Here is a 17,942-nt window from a genome sequence, read left to right on the forward strand (position 1 = left end):
CAGATGATTTTAATTTAAAAAGAACATCCCTTGGAATTCAACCTCTTTTACTAATATGACAGGAAATTATACTGAGCTTGTCGAAATATTGAACTATATAAATTCTACCAAAGGACTGAATGCTTTTGAACACATTATTGTTAACAGGTTTTGAACCTTTTCTGAACTTTTCAATTAATCCTACAGAAGAAATTGTGAAAGAGTTAAATAATCAAGAGGTTGGAGGGTTTCAAATTATCGGGGCAGTTTTACCTGTTGATTTCAGTACAGCGGGTAATGAGTTAATAAAATTGTTTCATACTTATAACCCATCTGCGGTTATATCATTAGGATTAGCAGGTGGTAGATTTAAAATAACACCTGAACGGATTGCCATAAATTGCAATGATGGTGCAGCGGATAATAAAGGGAATAAATATGCAGGGGCTAAAATTGATCCAGAAGCCCCGGATGGACTATTTACAACACTTCCAATTCAAAAGATTGTTAATGAATTAAACAATCACAAATTTCCAGCTGAAATATCCGATTCTGCAGGTACTTACTTGTGTAATAACGTTATGTATCAAATGCTTAATGAATTAAAAAAATTAAACAAGAAAATTCCTAGTGGCTTTATTCATATTCCAGCTTCACATGAAATGGCCGTAATTGATCGAAAGTTGCCAAGTTGGTCGCAAACAGATTTGACGAATGCTATCAAGCTTGCAATTGAAGTGATTAGTCTAAATGACTAGCACTAAATTAGATATTTTTCCATTAGGTTGCTCTGGCTTAGTATGTTATTTAGGTGATTCGATTTCAATGGAAACAAATAATCTAGTACATGCTTTCTCAGAATATCTAAAAACTAAATTAAGGACGAAAATAACAGCAGTCGTACCATCTTATCATTCGATTACGATTTTTTATGATTCAATTAACTGTTCATACACGGATATAAACCAAGAAATAAAATCTCATTTTAATCGTTATAATCGTTCAAAAATTAACAGAGAACACATAATTTATGAAATACCTATTTGTTTTAATGCCACTTTTGGGACAGAACTTCAAAAAGTAGCAGAAGATAATAAACTAAAAACAGAAGAGGTAGTTCGACTTTATCTAGAGAAAGTGTATCCCATTTATATGATTGGATTTATACCTGGGTTTCCGTATCTTGGAGGGTTAAATCCTAAACTATCAACTCCAAGACTAATAAAGCCAAAAACAGTTTTAAAGGGTTCGGTTGGAATTGCTGGAAATCAAACTGGGATTTATCCATTTGAATCTCCAGGTGGTTGGAATATTATTGGACGTACTCCAATTTCAATATTTTCAACGAAAAATAATGTCACAGAAAACTTTAAACCTGGAGATTTAGTGAAATTTTTTGAGATTACTATCGAAGAATTTAATCAGATTGAACAGCTAGTGAAAGAGGACAACTATTCAATTAAAAAGGAAGTGCGTTTTATTGATTCACATTGATTTAAACTGTGACTTAGGTGAAAGTTTTGGAAATTACAAAATAAATGATGAGCAAATTATGCCACATATTACTTCAGCCAATATCGCTTGCGGATATCATGCAGGAGATCCATTTGTAATTTATGAAACAGTAAAATTAGCAAAACAGTATAATTTATCAATTGGTGCGCATCCAAGTTTTCCAGATTTACTTGGTTTTGGTAGAAGAGAAATGAAGTTCAGTGAAGAAGAAATATATAAATTAGTTCTATATCAGATTGGTGCACTTTATTCGGTATGCAAAGTAAACCGAGTTGAACTTCGTCATTTAAAGCCTCATGGAGCACTTTATAATATGGCAGCTACAAATCTGAAACTCGCTTTAGCAATTACAAAAGCAATGAAAGACTTCGATTCTTCACTAACCTTATATGGACTAGCAAATAGCAAATTAATAGAAGCAGCGATTGAAATGAATATTCCTTTTTCTTCAGAAGTATTTGCAGATCGAGCTTATGGTGATGATGGTTTATTAGTACCACGTAATCAATTAAACGCGGTTCATCACAATACGAAAGATGCCATTAATCAGGCACTTCAAATTGTAACAACCAAAACCGTATCGACAATTTCAGGTAAAGATATTCCAATTCAAGCTGATACCATTTGTATTCATAGTGATTCAGATATTTCAATTAAATTAGCGAGCGAATTACGTAAGGTATTTAGTGAAAATAATATACTTGTTAAGTCTATAGGAGCGTAATACTTTGAAAGAGCTTTTTGAAGTTTTACAAAAAGGCGTATCTGTTTCAATTCAAGATTTTGGTAGGAACAAATTTAGACATTTAGGGATACCTGTTTCTGGTGCTATGGACAAGTTAGCTTATCAAATTGGAAATCTATTAATAGGAAATAAATTAAAAGCAGCTAGTATAGAAATTGCGATTGGTGGTACTGTCTTAAAAGCATTAAATCAATTTTCAATCGTCATTACAGGTGGAAATTTGAAACCTACAATTAACGGTAAATTAGTTGAGATGAATAAAATAATCGACATAGCAAAAGGGGAGATTTTGACTTTTAACGGGGGAAATACTGGTGTTTATTCATATATATCAGTACCCGGCGGAATTAAAAGTGAATCTCATTTCGAAAGTCAGTCCTCGAATGAGCCTGCTTCTCTCGGATTAATTCCTAAAAAAGGTACAATAATTAATGGTTCAAGCTCTTCTTATAAACTAGTGAAAAATGGACTAAAACATGAGTATATTCCAATCTATCCTAAGCATAATTTGGTTCATTTTATAAAAAGTAGTCATTTTGAGAAAATACCTCACCAGATAAAGTCACAAATTTTATCTGAACCTCTTACAATTGGTACGTTTAATAGGATGGGAATGCATTTAAGTTCAAAAAAATCTAATTTAGAACCGTTTGATTCAAATATTCTATCAGAAGGCACTACTTTTGGAACGATCCAAGTAATACCAACTGGCCAACCAATTATCTTACTAGCAGACTCTCAAACTACAGGAGGATATGCAACATTAGGTACAATAATTTATTCAGACCTTTGGAAACTTGTACAAATGCAACAAGGAAATACAATGCAATTAATACCAGTAGATCTAGATGAGGCGAGAGTTTTAAATAAAAAGCTTCATTTATTTTTAAACTATTTACAAATTGAATGTAGAAATAAGGAGAGATAAATATGGAAAGTTTACATGCAAAATTATTTGATGCGACGGAAAAAGGCGAAAATGAAATTGTAATGGAGTTAATAAGTGAACAGCCAAATTTGATTCACGAAGAAAATGAGCATGGGTTAACATTACTTGGAATCGCAGCACATTATGGTCAATATGAAGTTGTAAAAACTTTAGTAAAAAATGGTGCACAAGTCAATGCACTTTCTCACTCAAAGCTTTCATTCATACCGCAAAACACTACACTCCATGCAGCAATTGCAGGTGCTAAGTCGATTGAAGTGATTGATTTTCTTTTAACTAACGGAGCAAATCCTAATATTAGTGACAGTGAAGGTCACACTCCATTACATATCGCAGCATTTGAAGGAAATACGTCTATTGCTGAACTTTTGTTAAAAAACGGTGCTGAAATTAATACGAATAATTCTGGTAAAACTCCAATTGAAATTGCTGAAGAGCGTGGTAATACAAAGTTTATCAATTTTATTAAAGAAGTAACTTTATGATTATTTGTAGTGTTGTGATGACTGTTATGTCACAGCACTTTTTGTTATGATAAAAGAAAGACTAGTAAAAGAGGAATAAGTATTGAGAATTAATGTTTATATTAGCGCATCAGGATATTGTTCTAGAAGAGCGGCAGAACGATTGGTTGCTTCAGGACAGGTTAAAATTAACGGACTAACTGCTGAAAAAAACAGCATAGTAAAAGAAGAAGATCTTGTACAAGTTAATGATGAAGTGATTTACTTAACGAGTGAAAAGGACTATATCATTCTAAATAAACCAGTAGGAATTACTTGTACAGGATTACAAACTGTAGAAGGAAATATAATTGATTTTGTCAATTATCCAAAGAGAATTTTTCCAATAGGTAGATTAGATAAAGATTCGGAAGGATTAATCATCCTTACAAACGACGGTCCTATTGCACATAAAATTTTACATAGTGAACACGGACATGAAAAAGAGTATATTGTCACAGTCAATCAGCCAATTGATGATGATTTTATTAATGGCATGTCAAATGGTGTACTTATAGGAACAGTTATAACTAAAAAATGTAAAGTTAAAAAAATAGATGAATATACATTCCGTATTATTTTAACGCAAGGCTTAAATCGTCAAATTCGGAAAATGGCAAAAAGTTTTGGATTTAAAGTGATTAAATTAAAGAGAATTCGAATTATGAATATCCATTTGGAAAATCTGGAAATAGGTAAATGGAGAAAATTAACAGAAAACGAATTAGTTAATTTAAAAGAACAATTGAAAGAGGAAGAATCAAATGAAAATTTTAATTGATGCAGATGGCTGTCCAGTAGTTTCAGAAACAATTAAAATTGCAGCAGAATTTAAGATAAACGTTCTTTTGTTATGTGATACTGCCCATATAATGCAAAGAGAGGGCGCCGAAACGATCGTTGTTTCACAAGGTGCGGATGCAGTTGATTTTGCTTTAGTCAATCGAGTTGTAAACGGAGATCTCGTCATTACTCAAGATTATGGTCTTGCTGCAATGGTTTTATCGAAGCAAGCTTATGTATTAAATCAAAACGGTTTTCAATATACAAATGAAAATATTGATTCACTTTTACATACTCGTTATGTTTCAAAGAAAATTCGAAATGCAGGTGGACGAGTAAAAGGACCAAAAAAACGTCAGAAGCTAGATAATACAAATTTTGAAAACGGCTTAAGAAAATTACTTTCTTCAATTTCTTTATAGTAAAATAGAATGGTACAAATAAAATAAAAAAGGAGGCAAGCATGTTAACACTTGCAAGAGAATATTTAAAAAAGTATTTTGGATATGAAAATTTTAGAGCTGGACAAGAACAAATTATTGAACGTGTTTTATCAGGAAAACATACAGCTGGTATCATGCCTACAGGTGGTGGAAAGTCGATCTGTTATCAAATTCCAGCAACAATTCTCCAAGGAGTTACCCTCGTCATTTCTCCTTTAATCTCTTTAATGAAAGACCAGGTAGATGCATTGCATCAAGTAGGTATTCCTTCCACATTTATTAACAGTTCACTTTCTTATAATGAAGTAAATGAAAGAATGATGGATTTAAGTTATGGTGAATACAAAATTCTATATGTTGCACCTGAACGATTAGAATCAGAAAGCTTTATCAATGAATTAAAAAGATTGCCAATCTTACTTGTAGCGGTAGATGAAGCACACTGTATATCATCATGGGGACATGATTTTAGACCAAGTTACTTACGTATAAAAAACCTAATACAAGAATTGCCTACGAACCCAACAATACTGGCACTTACGGCGACGGCAACTCCTCAAGTTAAATCTGATATTTGTAATCAATTAGGAATAATTGAGGAAACGACAATCATTACAGGCTTTGAAAGAGAGAACTTGTCATTTAAAGTCATTAGAGGACAAAATAGATTAGATTATATTTGTAATTACATAAAACAAAATAAAAACGAATCAGGTATTATTTACGCCGCAACTAGAAAAGAAGTAGATAATGTTACGAATAAGTTAAAAAATCTTGGTATCTCTGTTGGTAAATATCATGCAGGCTTAAGCGATGCAGAACGTTCAAAACAACAGGATGCATTTTTACAAGATAATATTAATGTTATGGTCGCTACGAATGCATTTGGAATGGGGATTGACAAAAGTAATGTTAGATACGTAATCCATTACCAAATGCCTAAAAATATGGAAAGCTATTATCAAGAGGCTGGAAGAGCAGGACGAGATGGATTAGAAAGTGAATGTATTTTACTTTTTACTGCACAAGATGTTCAAATACAAAGATTTTTAATTGAACAATCTACTTTTGAACAGAATCGTCTAAAACAAGAAATTTCAAAACTACAATCAATGAAGGATTACAGTTATTGCGAAACATGTTTACAAGCATTTATTTTAAAATACTTTGGGGATGAAACTGACCACTCCTGTGGTAAATGTAGTAATTGTATTGATCAAAGAACTTCAATAGACATTACAATTGATGCTCAAATCGTTTTATCATGCATTATTCGAATGGGCGAAAGATTTGGTAAAACGATGGTTGCGTCAGTTCTAACAGGATCAATGAATAAAAAATTAATAGAATTAAATTTTCATACTTTAACGACATACGGTTTATTCAAAACCCGTACATTAAAAAGTGTCGGCGATTTAATTGATTATTTAACATCGGAACAATTTATTGGCGTTACTAGCGGTAAATTCCCATTGTTAACTGTAACAAATAGAGGAAGAGAAGTACTTTTAAATAAAATAAACGTAATGAAAAAAGAAGAAATCCAAGTTACTGAAATTACACACGTTGATAATAATTTATTCGATCAACTACGAAGTTTACGTAAAGAAATTGCTACAGAACTTGGAGTACCGCCTTTTGTCGTATTTGCAGATAGTACTTTACGAGATTTATGTAAATTACTCCCTACAACTGATGAAGAATTCTTACATGCAAAAGGTGTCGGCTTGCAAAAACAACAAAAATTTGGTAAGCAATTTATAGAAGTAATCAAGAAGTATAAAGAAGAAAACAATATTGAAGTAGAGACAACAAAACCAAAAGCGACAACTATTAATAAAGTACCTTCACACAAAATATCATACGAATCTTATCAAAACGGACTTACTATTTCTGAAATTGCAAAAGAGAGAGGATTAAATACAACTACTGTTGAAAATCATATTCTGCAAAGTGCAATGGAAGATGATCAGTTTGATTGGGATGAAATAGTACCTTTTGATATTGAAAAACAAATTAAAGAAGTAATTAATACAGTTGGAAGCGAAAAACTTCGCCCTATAAAAGATGAGTTACCTTCTGAAATTAGTTATTTCATGATTAAGGCAGTGATTATGAAATCTGCAACATAATATAAACTTTTTACTCTAAAAGTATAAAGAGCTTCCTATAGAGTGGGAAGCTCTTTATTATTCCTATTTCTTACTAGCTTTAACCTTAATTTGATTACTTTCTTTACTTTCATTATGAAGTCGATCTACAGCAGTTATTTCATACGTGTAGTCTTTATCGATATTTGCTGTTGTATCTATAAATGTTGTTATACCATTTTCTGATTTACGAACTGTAGTTAAAATGTTCCTTGGATCATCAATGCTATCTTTATGTAATCCATCAAAACGGTAGACAACATAATATGAAACATCTTGATCATTAGGGTGAGTATTCATTGTTAGTTGGATTCCATCTTTTGTACGAACAGCGTTTTCGAATTTTGGTTTCTTTGGAGCTTTGTCATCTAACCATGGCATTGAAGGAATTAATGCCTTTGTTCTATATAATTCCTGGCTTAAACGAACCTTAATACCAAGTGGATTTCGATTTAAGTCCGAAATTGAAAAATGCATACTACCTTTGATTTCAGGAATTGTACGATTTAAGGCAATTTGTTTTGGTAATTCATTAGGTAAAGCCCAAGCAGCATTGTTATCGTTAATTTTGTAATCAGCTTGTCCAATATATAAATCAATATTCTTACCTTTTACTTCCTTGGTCCACCAATTTGCAAGTATATCATACGCAGCAGGTTCAAATCCTATATTCCAATAGATTTGCGGAGTAATATAATCTAGATATTCTTTATTAATCCATTCTCTTGTGTCAGCAAATAAATCATCATAATTTGTTTGTCCAGCAGTAGTATTTGAACCAGTAGGGTCTTTTACGATATTTCGCCAAACTCCAAAAGGACTAATTCCAAATTTGACATAAGATTTTTCTTTTTTAATTGAATTATGAAGAATTTTTACGAACTGATTTACATTGTCTCGTCGCCAATCTTCAATATTAGCAAACTTTTGTTTACCATATTTTTCGTACGAGGATTGATCTGGAAATTCTTGACCTGCAATACGATATGGATAAAAATAATCATCCAAATGTACTGCATCGATATCATATTTTTTTACAACCTCCATAATCCCATCAATAATAAATTGACGTGCATCAGGATTACCTGGGTCAAAATATAATTGCTTGCCATAAGGGATTACCCATCCAGGATGTTTTCTTGCAGGATGGTTTTCTGCTAAAGTATTTAAATCCTCTAAAGTAGCATCACCTGGTGCTGTTCGTGGCATTGTAATACGATATGGATTAAACCAAGCATGAAATTCAATATTACGTTTATGTGCTTCTTCAACCATAAATGCAAGTGGGTCATAGCCCGGATCCTTACCTTGTGTACCAGTTAAGTATTTAGACCACGGACCATAATCAGACGGATAAAAAGCATCGGCGGTCGGTTTAATTTGGACAACAACTGAGTTCATGCCCATCTTTTCCACATCATCTAATAGTTTAATAAACTCCGATTTTTGTTGCATTTCAGACAAGCCAGTAGCCGATGGCCAATCTATGTTTACTACTGAAGCAATCCAAGCTGCTCGTAGCTCATGCTTAGGCGGGACCGAATACTGTGAAGTAGTTTCAGCATGAACATTTTGAATTTGTTGAAATAATAGAGATGCACCTACTGTAGCAGCAATCGCATATTTTCCTAGTTTTCTTTTCTTCATAAGTGTTCCACCTTACCTTCTATTAAATTAGTAGCGCTTACATAATATAAAACTACCAAAAATGGAAAGTATTGTCTACGATTTTTGAAATGAAATTTCAAAAAAATTTAAAAAATAAAGAAATTATATTTCGTTATTTGATACTTTTGTGAAATCCTTCAAATATAAATAATTTGATCATTCACGATGTATAGCTTGTTCTGATAAAACAACTTTTTGTCAAACAATTGGTGAGGAGTCAAAGAAACGTCTAGTGTCTTTACTTCCGAAAGATGAATATCAATATTTATTCCCAAGAGAGTGGACGTCAACAGCTTGTTGAGGGTATTACAGTTCAAACATGGCTCACTGGTAAAGTAAGTGAAATAGTTCCTGAAAATCAACTAACTGAGGAAGTTAAAGAAATACCGATATTTAATCGTATAAGAGAACTTAATAAACGTGATATGATGGCATTGTATCAATGTTTGATTCAAAATAATTAACAAATAAAAAAACTCATTTTCAAAGAGCGTTTTGAAATGAGTTTTTTTATTTTTGGGCTTAAAATATATGTGTCAATATAACAGCTAATATTGTTAAAAAATTTTCATAGAATAATGTTCATATTTTATACATGGTAATAAAAAAGAATACTTAGTATGATTTATCTGTAGGAAAAAACGAATTTTCTAAAAATATATTTATAAAATAACAATATTTTAAATGAAAGTAGGAGATATCATGAATCATTTAAACTTAGGTAGGAACATAAAAATATCAGCGGGTTTAACAGTATTTGTAATATTCTTGATGACATATCTTTTAAACTAAAATATTGTATTTTGACTAATAATTTGATCTGAAAACTCATTTGTTAAAAATACAAATGAGTTTATTATTATATTACCTTTAAAAATAAAGAAACTATTAGATCATTTCATTCGTATAAAAATAAAACTGAAAATTACAACAATGCTTTTATCAAGATTATATAGAGATAACATACATACATATAAATGCACAGAGCAACTGTGGTCCTCTTTTTAAAAATTCATTTATTCATCAAAGCTTCTCCTTCTATAAACTCTGATGCTAAATTCGATAAACCTTTTTCAATGCAAAAAGGAGATAGCATGCCAGTATAGAATATAAGCATTGTAAGGAGTGTGAGGGGCATGATAGACGGAGACGTAATATTAACTAGTACTCAAATAAGAGAGCAGTTGGAGTTGAAACCAAGCACCTTCAGAAAGTATCAGGACATCTTAGAGAACGTTGGTTATACAATCAAGAAGAATAGTAGAGGACATCGACAATATTCAAATTATGATGTCTTGATCTTCGAAAAACTAATTGAATTAAGTAAGCATGATGGGATGACGTTAGAGAAGTCTGCGAGAATGATAATAGAGCAAACCAATAGATTAATACCTCATACAGACATGATAGTCGGAGAAAAGTCTTTAAACTTAACAGAGCACCTAATACAGATAAACAATGAACATCAGTTGCAAACAATTGAAAAACTAATGAATGAAATGGAAGAAAGACTTTCTAAAAAGATGGATCTACAACATAAAGAAGTATTAAAGCAACGAGAAAAACAAACTAGCTTACTGATAGAAGAATGGAGAGAACAAAGAAAACAAGATCAACAACTGTTATTAGAAACGGCAGCCACTCAAGAAAAGAATTCATTACGAAAGAAAGTAAGTGAAAAAATAGAAGAATTAAAAAAATGGTATTTCGAAATATAAGCTTATATTACATTCTTGCAATTTAGCGATGTTTTTGTCGTTGGAATGATAATAGCCATCTTATATGGAATTTTACACTTAATAATTAATAGCTGAAATTTGAGGAACACTTAAAACAAGTGTTCTTTTTTATTAAATTATTATGTAAACTTGTTTTTTATTGATATTTCTTCAGGAATGATAGATTTTCATTAACCCATCATTCTAGTAACCTTTATTAAGTTCAAAAAATGCAGTTGAGGTAAGGTTACTCTTCATGAATAGATGAAATGGCTTCTAATCAAATATAAAAAACAGAACATACATTCTGGTATTTTGAATATACTTATGGTAAAATTAGGTAGAGTAGGGTTGTGGTAGGTGCCTTTCTTCGCTAAGAAGGGAGGTGAGAAAGTGACTGGTTATGAGATTGCAAATTTAATTATTCAATGTGTTGGAATAACTGCAACTGTAATCTTAAGCATAATCGGTATTATCATTTCTATTAGCAAAAAAAAATAACCACCCTACCCCTCGAATGGTTGTGGTGATTATTTCTTCACTGGATCCGAGGAAAGCAACTTTACCAATTACTACTCGGAAGGGATGTGTTCGTAGCACATCCCTTTTTAGTATATTCTTTATGACTTCATTATAGTCCTTTTAGTATAGTTTGACAATGAAGTTAAAGTTCTTTTAACTGAATGAACAGTTAATTTGCAATTTTTTCATTTGAATTTTGCGATACTTTCTTCGGTGAATTCAGTAGCAGTATTAAAGCGATACCTAAAAATGTCATGAAAATTCCAACTACTTGGGTTGGTGTTGGTTTAAATCCTGTTATGACTGTATCTAACACAATGGCTACTGCAGGATCTAAAAATGTTAACACAGCTATCATATTAGAAGGTAAAAATCGAATATTACCAAAGAATAATGCATAAATAACGCCTGTATGAACAAATCCAATAATCAAAATAAAACTCCAGTTTTCAAAATGTAAGTTTTGAAAAGAATCAAATTTAACAAAAGGAATTAAAAGTAGAAACCCTAATATTGTCTGAAGTAAAGTCGTAAAATATGAACTTGTTTGTGTAATACCTTTATTCACAATCATTAATAAACCATAAAAGATTGCCGCAAGAAATGCCCAAATGACACCAGACGAAAGGAATTTATCAATTGTAAAATCAGAATTAATACCGGATAAAAGAATTGAGCCGATAAAACTACTTAGAACCCCAAGTAAAGGTACTATCGTAATTTTTTCTTTATAAATTAAACTACCTAATAAGAATAAAATTACGGGAGCTAAGTAATAAATTGAAACTGAAATTGTAACTGATAAATTTTCAAATGATTTAAATAAAAATACCCAATTCAAAACTAAAAGAATCCCACTAAATAATGAAAGAGATATATCTTTTTTATTAAATATTTCTTTTTTAGCTATTCCTGAAAAATACCAAACAGAAAATAAGAATATACTTGCAAAAACACATCTAATAAAAACTAAATCAATGGCTTTTAAGCCTGTTTTAGGAGCGACGAAACCTACTGTGCCGAAAGTAGCCATTGCAATAATGATACTAATTGTCGCCTTTTTATTTACTGCCAAATTCCCCAATATGTATCACATCCATTTCATGTGTAATTTCAATATTCTGTCAAATAAGTATATACTAAACTTTGGTGTTATATCAATCGAATAAATCCTGTAAAAGGAAAATAGCATACTCATTGGGTATTCTTGAGTAAGAAAAATTCAAGGAGAAGTAGAGGTTAATTTCCTTATAGTATGTTCATGAGGAAGTAAAATGCCAAAAAGACGAGATTCATTATTCATAAGAAGTTCATAATAACTCCCACGCCTTTTAAGGGTTTTAAAATCCAAGTTTTCATTAAATTCTGTTTAAATTAATAGGCAAATAGATAGATTTCATTTATACTAAATTTTGTAGTTTAAAGAATTTTTTAGTAAAAATATGTGGCAACGATTTTAAGAAGTGAGGGGAATTTAAATGAATATCGTAGTAGTAAATGGTTCACCTAGAGCAAATGGTCGAACTAGATTCTTAGCAAAACAAATCGCAGACTCTAATAATTTTACAAATTTAGATTTAGCATTTGAACAAGTTCCTCTTTATAACGGGGAAGCTGAACAAAAAGAAATAGAAGCAGTTAAAGCAATTAGAGAATTACTAGTTAAAGCTGATGGAATCGTTATTTGTACGCCAGAGTACAATAATGCGATGAGTGGAGCTTTAAAAAACCTAGTTGAACTATTAGGCTCTGAGCCATTTAAGAAAAAGCCAATCTCATTATTAGCAGTAGCTGGTGGTGGAAAAGGTGGTATAAACGCCTTAAATAGTTTGAGAACTGTAATTCGTGGTGTATATGGAAATGCATTACCAAAACAACTAGTTTTAGATCCGGTTGATTTTGAAAATGATACAGTTGTGAAGCCTGAAGCTTTTGCAAAAGTAGCTGAAGTAATTGATGAATTAAAAGAATATGTACAAAAAGAAATTTTATATAAAGAATACATAGAATCAAATAGTGTTTCTAAGTAATAAAAATGGTCCTAATCAATTATTGGTTAGGACCATTAAAAATAGCTTAACATTTTTGTTAAGCTTAAAGTAAAAACGATTTATCATTTACATTTCTAATAGGAAAGTTTACTTTGTATCGTACAGCGATAATTCTAATAGCTGTTGTAATTAGAAAACAAATATACAAAGATTGCAGTTTAGTAAATTCACCATGTGTAAACAAAATTGTTATAGAGCCAATAATTGCTGCAATTGCATAAATTTCTTTTCGGAATACAAATGGAATTTCTCTTGCGAATACATCTCGCATAATTCCACCACCAATTCCAGTAATTAAACCCATCGAAATAATTAAAAAAGAACCTTTTAAACCGTGATCAATTGCCGAATATGAACCAACTGCAGTAAAAACACCTAGACCAATTGCATCAGTAATGATTAAAGTTGATTGAAACTGCATTGTTCGTTGATAAAATAACCAAGTTACAATTGAAACAACTGTACTTACCATAAAGTATTGAGGTTTTGCGAAAGCATTCGGTACTGTTTGACCTAAAATAATATCTCGAATTAACCCTCCGCCAAGCGCAGTACAAGCTGCTAAAAAAACAACTCCAAATAAGTCCAATTTCTTTTGAATACCAACCAAAGTACCAGAAATGCTAGCAGCTATAATCCCTGCATAAACAAAAACCTCGATCAAAATCATTCATTCTATCCCCTTAATTCCATTTTCTATGATTCATTTTAGCAACAGGTAGGGACTATTACAATATTAAAATAACTTTGAAAACGCTTCATTTAAAAAAATTTTTTTACATAAAAAATTTACTGTATTTTACATAAAAATCACTTGAAATTTATAGATTGGAGAGGTTAAAATGCAAAACAAAATTAAACAACATAAAAATAAAAATGTTTCAAAAGAAATTCAATTAATAATGGACAAATTTAATATTGTTGGTTGTCAAGCTGCTGCGGTTTTAAAAGATAAACTGATTTGGTCTGATGCTTATGGTTATCGTAATATAGAAACAAAAGATTTAGTTACAGAATATACGATGTTTCGAATTGCTTCTATTACAAAACTATTTACGGCTACAGCTATCATGCAATTAGTCGAAAGAAAATTAATAGATTTAAATCAAGATATTAGTCATTATTTAGGTTTTAAAGTAAGAAATCCTAAATTCCCTAATTCTTATATTACATTGATGCAAATATTAACTCATACATCTTCACTTAACTCAGACGATGCTTCAAATAGTGTTTATGCAAAGTTCATTAAAGATGGACATTCAAATTTTTCTTTACAACTTATTGAATTATTTGATGAAAATGGGAAGTATTTTACGAAAGAAATATGGGGGGATTGGAAACCAGGAGAACAATGGATGTACTCAAATATTGGTGCGATCATATGCGGTGCAATTATAGAAAAAGTCACTAAATTACGTTTTGATCAATATATCAAACAAAATATTTTTGAACCTTTAGAAATGAAAAATGTAGCATTTTCATATTCTAATTTTAATAAAAGCCATGAACTAGCAAACATATATGAAAAAAATAAAGATACAAACGAATATAAAGTATCAATTAATGATGCTAGGCAGAGTGGGTATTCGAAAACTCATTGGGATCAATATATCATAGGCAATCATGGAGGATTATTTGAACCTCAAGGTGGACTAAGGACATCCGCAGTTGAATTAAGTAAATTTTTACGGGCACATATGTTAAATGGAAATTTAAATGGACAACAAATTCTTGGACAAAAAACGTCAAAATTAATGAAATCAACTCAATGGTCTAGAGAAGAAAATAATCATTTCTTTAGTAAAATGGGTCTTGGTTTTCATATTAGCCACGACTTCTTACCGGGTTACAAAGAAATGATCGGCCATGCGGGTGAAGCATACGGATTAATCAGCAACTTATATTGGCATGAAGAAAAACAATTCGGTATAATTTTTATTTTGAACGGAAGTCAATTCGATTTATCTGAAGATTCAAGATTTGAAGTAGAAAAAGAATTAGCAGAAGTTATTTATAAACATGTTATTGAAGAACAATTATTAAAATAGATGTAAGGTAAATAATAAAAAATAGTGAATCGTTGTCCTATACAACAATTTTTTATTTCTGTTCGATTGTGAAGTGAAAAAATTCTCTCTTTCAGACTTAAATTATTTGTCTAACTCAAGTCTCAGTTAAAAGGATCTATTTTACAATAGGTCTTTTTTTATTTGTAATAGAAAATCCCAATTAAATTTTCATCAATTTTTCATAAAACTTTTATATAATAATTTCCGATCAAAAAAAATGGAGGAAATTTTAATGAACTACTCAATATTTAAATTAATAAATAGTTTTGCGGGCATTTGGCCTGCATTAGATAATGTAATGATATTTTTATCTAAATCTGCCATTTTAATCGTAATAGGTCTTTTAGCTTATTTATGGATTCAAAAAGGTAGCGAACGTAAGTATACAGCTTTTTATATCGTACTAACACTTATATTAGCACTAGGTGGTAACTTTATTATCCATCAATTTTATTACCACGCGCGACCATTCGTTAATCACCATGTGACGAAGCTGATTACTCATTCATCTGATTCATCTTTTGTAAGTGATCACGGGACATTAGTATTTTCTACTGCGCTTATTTTATTGTTTAGAAAAGATCGTTTAGGGTTGATTTCATTGGTTTGGGCCATATTAGTTGGTATTTCAAGAATCTTTGTTGGAGTACATTATCCTTTTGATATAATTGGTGCATTTATTTTGGCTGGTATAGTTGCAATTGTTGTTTTAAAAACATCATCATTAACGGAACCATTAATGAAAATATTATTAAAAATTTATGAAAGAATAATAAACAAGTTACCATTTAATACGAAAAAGAATTTAAGTTCCTGATTAAGAACTTAATAGAGGAGACATTTATTGAAAATTTTATTTGCTGAAGACGATCAAAAATTAGGAAAAATGACAACCCATTTGTTAAAAACACAAACTCCATTTCAAATCGAATGGATAACTAATGGGAAGCAAGCATTGGAGTTAGCTACCCATTATGATTTTGATTTACTTATTTTGGACTGGATGTTACCTGAGATTAGTGGTTTAGAAATATGTAAAATGCTTAGAAGAGATGGATTTAAAGGACCAATCTTAATGTTAACAGCGAGAGATAGTATTAATCACCGTGTTGAAGGATTAGAAGCTGGAGCGGATGACTATTTAATCAAACCATTTGATTTTACTGAACTGGCCGCAAGAATTAAAGTACTCAATCGAAGAAATTTTGCGCCACTTCAAGATGAAATAATCTCGATTGAAGACTTAACATATAATCGGACAAATTTTAGTTTAAGTAGAGGCAATGAACAAATAATTTTAACGCAAAGAGAATTACAACTATTTGATTTATTAGTAAAAAATAGAGGGATTGTGCTTACTAGAGAAGTTATTTTTGAAAGAGTTTGGGGAATTGAATCAGAAGTAACAAGCAATGCTGTTGAAGCGTATGTAAAAAATCTAAGAAAAAAAATTGATCCACCAAATCAGACTTATATAAAGAGTGTTAGAGGTGTTGGTTATACAATCGAAAAATGAGATCTCATTATTTCAACAAATTAGCAAGCGATTAACATTTTTCAATCTTAGAATTTTAATGATTTTCATTATTTTATTTAATATTTCAGTAGGGATTGTATTATCGTTTTACATTTACTTAGACCAAAAGAGCGATCTTATTACAGTATTAAAGCAAGAAATAAAAGAAGTAAAAATGAATGCTGCATCTCTAGGTCCAAATGATGACAATACGCAAAGAAAACATAAACGTAAAAATGTTTATTTTAATTATTTTTTAAATAAAAATAACGGATTTGAAATCTATGATGAAACAGCACCTGGGTATACAAAGGATATAGAAAAAGTTTTAAAACAGATTAATCCAAATCATAATAAAGTCGTTATTAAACGAATTGATCCACATGATAAGGAAGAACTAAATTTAATGATTGCTGCTGAAAAGGTGTATGATTCATCAAATCATTATCTCGGTACAATTTATAGTGGGAAAGATTTATCTTCAGTTATTTATTTAATAAAGCAGTTTATCAGTATCTCATTTTTACTCTCAATTATCTTTTGTTTTATGGCGTACTACTTCGGAAAGAAAATTACAAATCAGGCAATGGAACCAATTATTGCGTCTTATAAGGAACAGCAAGAATTTGTGGAAAATGCTTCACATGAACTAAGAACACCATTATCGGTATTACAAGCTGGTATTGATGTATTGAGTGTTGAACAAAATCGACTTTCTGATTTCGGAAAAGAAACCTTATCCGATTTAAAAAAGGAATTAAGTGATACGCGTAATCTAGTTCATCAATTACTGTTTCTAGCAAGGCTTGATCATAAACAAATCGCCAAAGTAAATATTGAAGAATTTAGAATCGATGAATTTTCTGAACAAATTCAAAAAGCATGGCAATATAAAGCATCGGAAAAAAAACAAAAAATACAGCTATTAAATGATAAGAAATTTATCGTTAAAACGAATCAAGAAAGTCTAAAACAATTGATTAATATATTTGTTGATAATGCGATTAAATACTCACTTGAGGATCGTACAATTTCGTTAAATTACTACGTAAGATCAGAGAAAAAAGCAAACTATTTCTATTATGTAATAAATGATAATGGTATTGGAATTGCAAAAGAGCTACAAGATAAAATATTTAATCGGTTTTATCGAATCGAAGAGCATAGGTCAAGAGACGAAGGTAATACTGGTCTCGGTTTATCGATCGCAAAATCGATTATAGAGTCTTTAAATGGAAAAATTATTGTTAATAGCGAAATCGGTAAGGGTAGCAGTTTTAAAATTAAAATTCCGATTTCAAATTTGTTTCAAATTAAGACAAACATATAGA

At 30.7% G+C, this 17,942-nt stretch carries 17 protein-coding genes and 1 pseudogene; 15 read left to right on the forward strand and 3 right to left on the reverse strand.

Annotated elements, in window-relative coordinates; all coding sequences use genetic code 11:
• Positions 1-119 precede the first annotated feature (119 nt).
• The 8 genes from V5E38_RS08450 to recQ all read left to right on the forward strand — a co-directional run bounded on the left by V5E38_RS08450 (position 120) and on the right by recQ (position 7,049).
• Positions 120-737, forward strand: a complete 618-nt coding sequence (locus tag V5E38_RS08450) for a pyroglutamyl-peptidase I (protein ID WP_499212917.1) — start codon at positions 120-122, stop codon at positions 735-737.
• A complete protein-coding gene (gene pxpB, locus V5E38_RS08455) occupies positions 730-1,473 on the forward strand; it encodes a 5-oxoprolinase subunit B family protein (RefSeq protein ID WP_499212918.1) in 744 nt (247 codons plus the stop codon). The genes V5E38_RS08450 and pxpB overlap by 8 nt, the downstream gene beginning before the upstream one ends.
• Positions 1,463-2,218: a 5-oxoprolinase subunit PxpA gene (locus tag V5E38_RS08460; protein WP_499213542.1), complete on the forward strand. Its 756-nt coding sequence runs from the start codon at positions 1,463-1,465 to the stop codon at positions 2,216-2,218. Before pxpB ends, V5E38_RS08460 begins: the two co-directional genes overlap by 11 nt.
• A 4-nt stretch (positions 2,219-2,222) precedes the next feature.
• The gene (locus tag V5E38_RS08465) at positions 2,223-3,167 is read left to right on the forward strand and encodes a 5-oxoprolinase subunit C family protein (RefSeq protein ID WP_499212919.1); all 945 of its coding nucleotides are present in this window, start codon (positions 2,223-2,225) and stop codon (positions 3,165-3,167) included.
• A 2-nt stretch (positions 3,168-3,169) separates the two neighbouring features.
• On the forward strand, positions 3,170-3,673 hold the full coding sequence (locus tag V5E38_RS08470; protein ID WP_499212920.1) for an ankyrin repeat domain-containing protein: 504 nt from the start codon (positions 3,170-3,172) through the stop codon (positions 3,671-3,673).
• Between the two features lie 82 nt (positions 3,674-3,755).
• A complete protein-coding gene (locus V5E38_RS08475) occupies positions 3,756-4,472 on the forward strand; it encodes a pseudouridine synthase (RefSeq protein WP_499212921.1) in 717 nt (238 codons plus the stop codon).
• Complete coding sequence (locus tag V5E38_RS08480) at positions 4,456-4,896, forward strand: YaiI/YqxD family protein (protein WP_097977482.1); 441 nt, start codon at positions 4,456-4,458, stop codon at positions 4,894-4,896. Before V5E38_RS08475 ends, V5E38_RS08480 begins: the two co-directional genes overlap by 17 nt.
• 41 nt (positions 4,897-4,937) lie before the next feature.
• A complete protein-coding gene (recQ, locus tag V5E38_RS08485; protein ID WP_499212922.1) occupies positions 4,938-7,049 on the forward strand; it encodes a RecQ family ATP-dependent DNA helicase in 2,112 nt (703 codons plus the stop codon).
• Between the two features lie 63 nt (positions 7,050-7,112).
• On the opposite strand, the gene V5E38_RS08490 is transcribed toward recQ, so the two are convergent.
• Positions 7,113-8,714 carry a glycoside hydrolase family 10-like protein gene (locus V5E38_RS08490; protein ID WP_499212923.1) on the reverse strand — a complete coding sequence of 534 codons (1,602 nt, stop codon included), beginning with the start codon at positions 8,712-8,714 and terminating at the stop codon, positions 7,113-7,115.
• Positions 8,715-9,025: 311 nt separating this feature from the next.
• On the opposite strand from V5E38_RS08490, the pseudogene V5E38_RS08495 reads away from it, so the two are divergent.
• Positions 9,026-9,199: pseudogene (locus V5E38_RS08495) on the forward strand (ABC transporter); the annotation flags it as partial.
• Between the two features lie 672 nt (positions 9,200-9,871).
• Positions 9,872-10,453, forward strand: coding sequence for a MerR family transcriptional regulator (locus V5E38_RS08500; RefSeq protein WP_499212924.1), 582 nt, complete (start codon positions 9,872-9,874; stop codon positions 10,451-10,453).
• A 691-nt stretch (positions 10,454-11,144) separates the two neighbouring features.
• On the opposite strand, the gene V5E38_RS08505 is transcribed toward V5E38_RS08500, so the two are convergent.
• Complete coding sequence (locus tag V5E38_RS08505; RefSeq protein ID WP_499212925.1) at positions 11,145-12,059, reverse strand: DMT family transporter; 915 nt, start codon at positions 12,057-12,059, stop codon at positions 11,145-11,147.
• A gap of 394 nt (positions 12,060-12,453) precedes the next feature.
• Here V5E38_RS08505 and V5E38_RS08510 point away from each other — a divergent pair, with 394 nt between their 5' ends.
• Positions 12,454-13,005 carry an NADPH-dependent FMN reductase gene (locus tag V5E38_RS08510; protein ID WP_387330368.1) on the forward strand — a complete coding sequence of 184 codons (552 nt, stop codon included), beginning with the start codon at positions 12,454-12,456 and terminating at the stop codon, positions 13,003-13,005.
• 64 nt (positions 13,006-13,069) lie between these two features.
• On the opposite strand, the gene V5E38_RS08515 is transcribed toward V5E38_RS08510, so the two are convergent.
• Positions 13,070-13,696: a trimeric intracellular cation channel family protein gene (locus V5E38_RS08515; RefSeq protein WP_097977469.1), complete on the reverse strand. Its 627-nt coding sequence runs from the start codon at positions 13,694-13,696 to the stop codon at positions 13,070-13,072.
• Positions 13,697-13,868: 172 nt separating this feature from the next.
• Here V5E38_RS08515 and V5E38_RS08520 point away from each other — a divergent pair, with 172 nt between their 5' ends.
• The 4 genes from V5E38_RS08520 (at position 13,869) to V5E38_RS08535 (ending at position 17,941) form a co-directional block, all read left to right on the forward strand.
• Entirely contained in the window at positions 13,869-15,074 is a 1,206-nt protein-coding gene (locus tag V5E38_RS08520; RefSeq protein ID WP_499212926.1) for a serine hydrolase domain-containing protein, read from the forward strand.
• Positions 15,075-15,327: 253 nt separating this feature from the next.
• Positions 15,328-15,912 carry an undecaprenyl-diphosphatase gene (locus tag V5E38_RS08525; RefSeq protein ID WP_499212927.1) on the forward strand — a complete coding sequence of 195 codons (585 nt, stop codon included), beginning with the start codon at positions 15,328-15,330 and terminating at the stop codon, positions 15,910-15,912.
• A 27-nt stretch (positions 15,913-15,939) separates the two neighbouring features.
• Positions 15,940-16,611, forward strand: coding sequence for a response regulator transcription factor (locus V5E38_RS08530; RefSeq protein ID WP_499212928.1), 672 nt, complete (start codon positions 15,940-15,942; stop codon positions 16,609-16,611).
• Complete coding sequence (locus V5E38_RS08535; RefSeq protein WP_499212929.1) at positions 16,586-17,941, forward strand: sensor histidine kinase; 1,356 nt, start codon at positions 16,586-16,588, stop codon at positions 17,939-17,941. Before V5E38_RS08530 ends, V5E38_RS08535 begins: the two co-directional genes overlap by 26 nt.
• The last annotated feature ends 1 nt before the right edge of the window (position 17,942 follow it).

Source organism: Rossellomorea sp. GAMAL-10_SWC (assembly GCF_049568075.1).
GTDB lineage: Bacteria > Bacillota > Bacilli > Bacillales > Bacillaceae_G > Gottfriedia.

Bases quoted from the DNA above. Each gene is read 5' to 3' on its own strand.
- V5E38_RS08450 (WP_499212917.1), top strand. From the start codon at position 120: ATGCTTTTGAACACATTATTGTTAACAGGTTTTGAACCTTTTCTGAAC.
- pxpB (WP_499212918.1), top strand. From the start codon at position 730: ATGACTAGCACTAAATTAGATATTTTTCCATTAGGTTGCTCTGGCTTA.
- V5E38_RS08470 (WP_499212920.1), top strand. From the start codon at position 3,170: ATGGAAAGTTTACATGCAAAATTATTTGATGCGACGGAAAAAGGCGAA.
- V5E38_RS08480 (WP_097977482.1), top strand. From the start codon at position 4,456: ATGAAAATTTTAATTGATGCAGATGGCTGTCCAGTAGTTTCAGAAACA.
- recQ (WP_499212922.1), top strand. From the start codon at position 4,938: ATGTTAACACTTGCAAGAGAATATTTAAAAAAGTATTTTGGATATGAA.
- V5E38_RS08490 (WP_499212923.1), bottom strand. From the start codon at position 8,714: ATGAAGAAAAGAAAACTAGGAAAATATGCGATTGCTGCTACAGTAGGT.
- V5E38_RS08500 (WP_499212924.1), top strand. From the start codon at position 9,872: ATGATAGACGGAGACGTAATATTAACTAGTACTCAAATAAGAGAGCAG.
- V5E38_RS08510 (WP_387330368.1), top strand. From the start codon at position 12,454: ATGAATATCGTAGTAGTAAATGGTTCACCTAGAGCAAATGGTCGAACT.
- V5E38_RS08515 (WP_097977469.1), bottom strand. From the start codon at position 13,696: ATGATTTTGATCGAGGTTTTTGTTTATGCAGGGATTATAGCTGCTAGC.
- V5E38_RS08520 (WP_499212926.1), top strand. From the start codon at position 13,869: ATGCAAAACAAAATTAAACAACATAAAAATAAAAATGTTTCAAAAGAA.
- V5E38_RS08525 (WP_499212927.1), top strand. From the start codon at position 15,328: ATGAACTACTCAATATTTAAATTAATAAATAGTTTTGCGGGCATTTGG.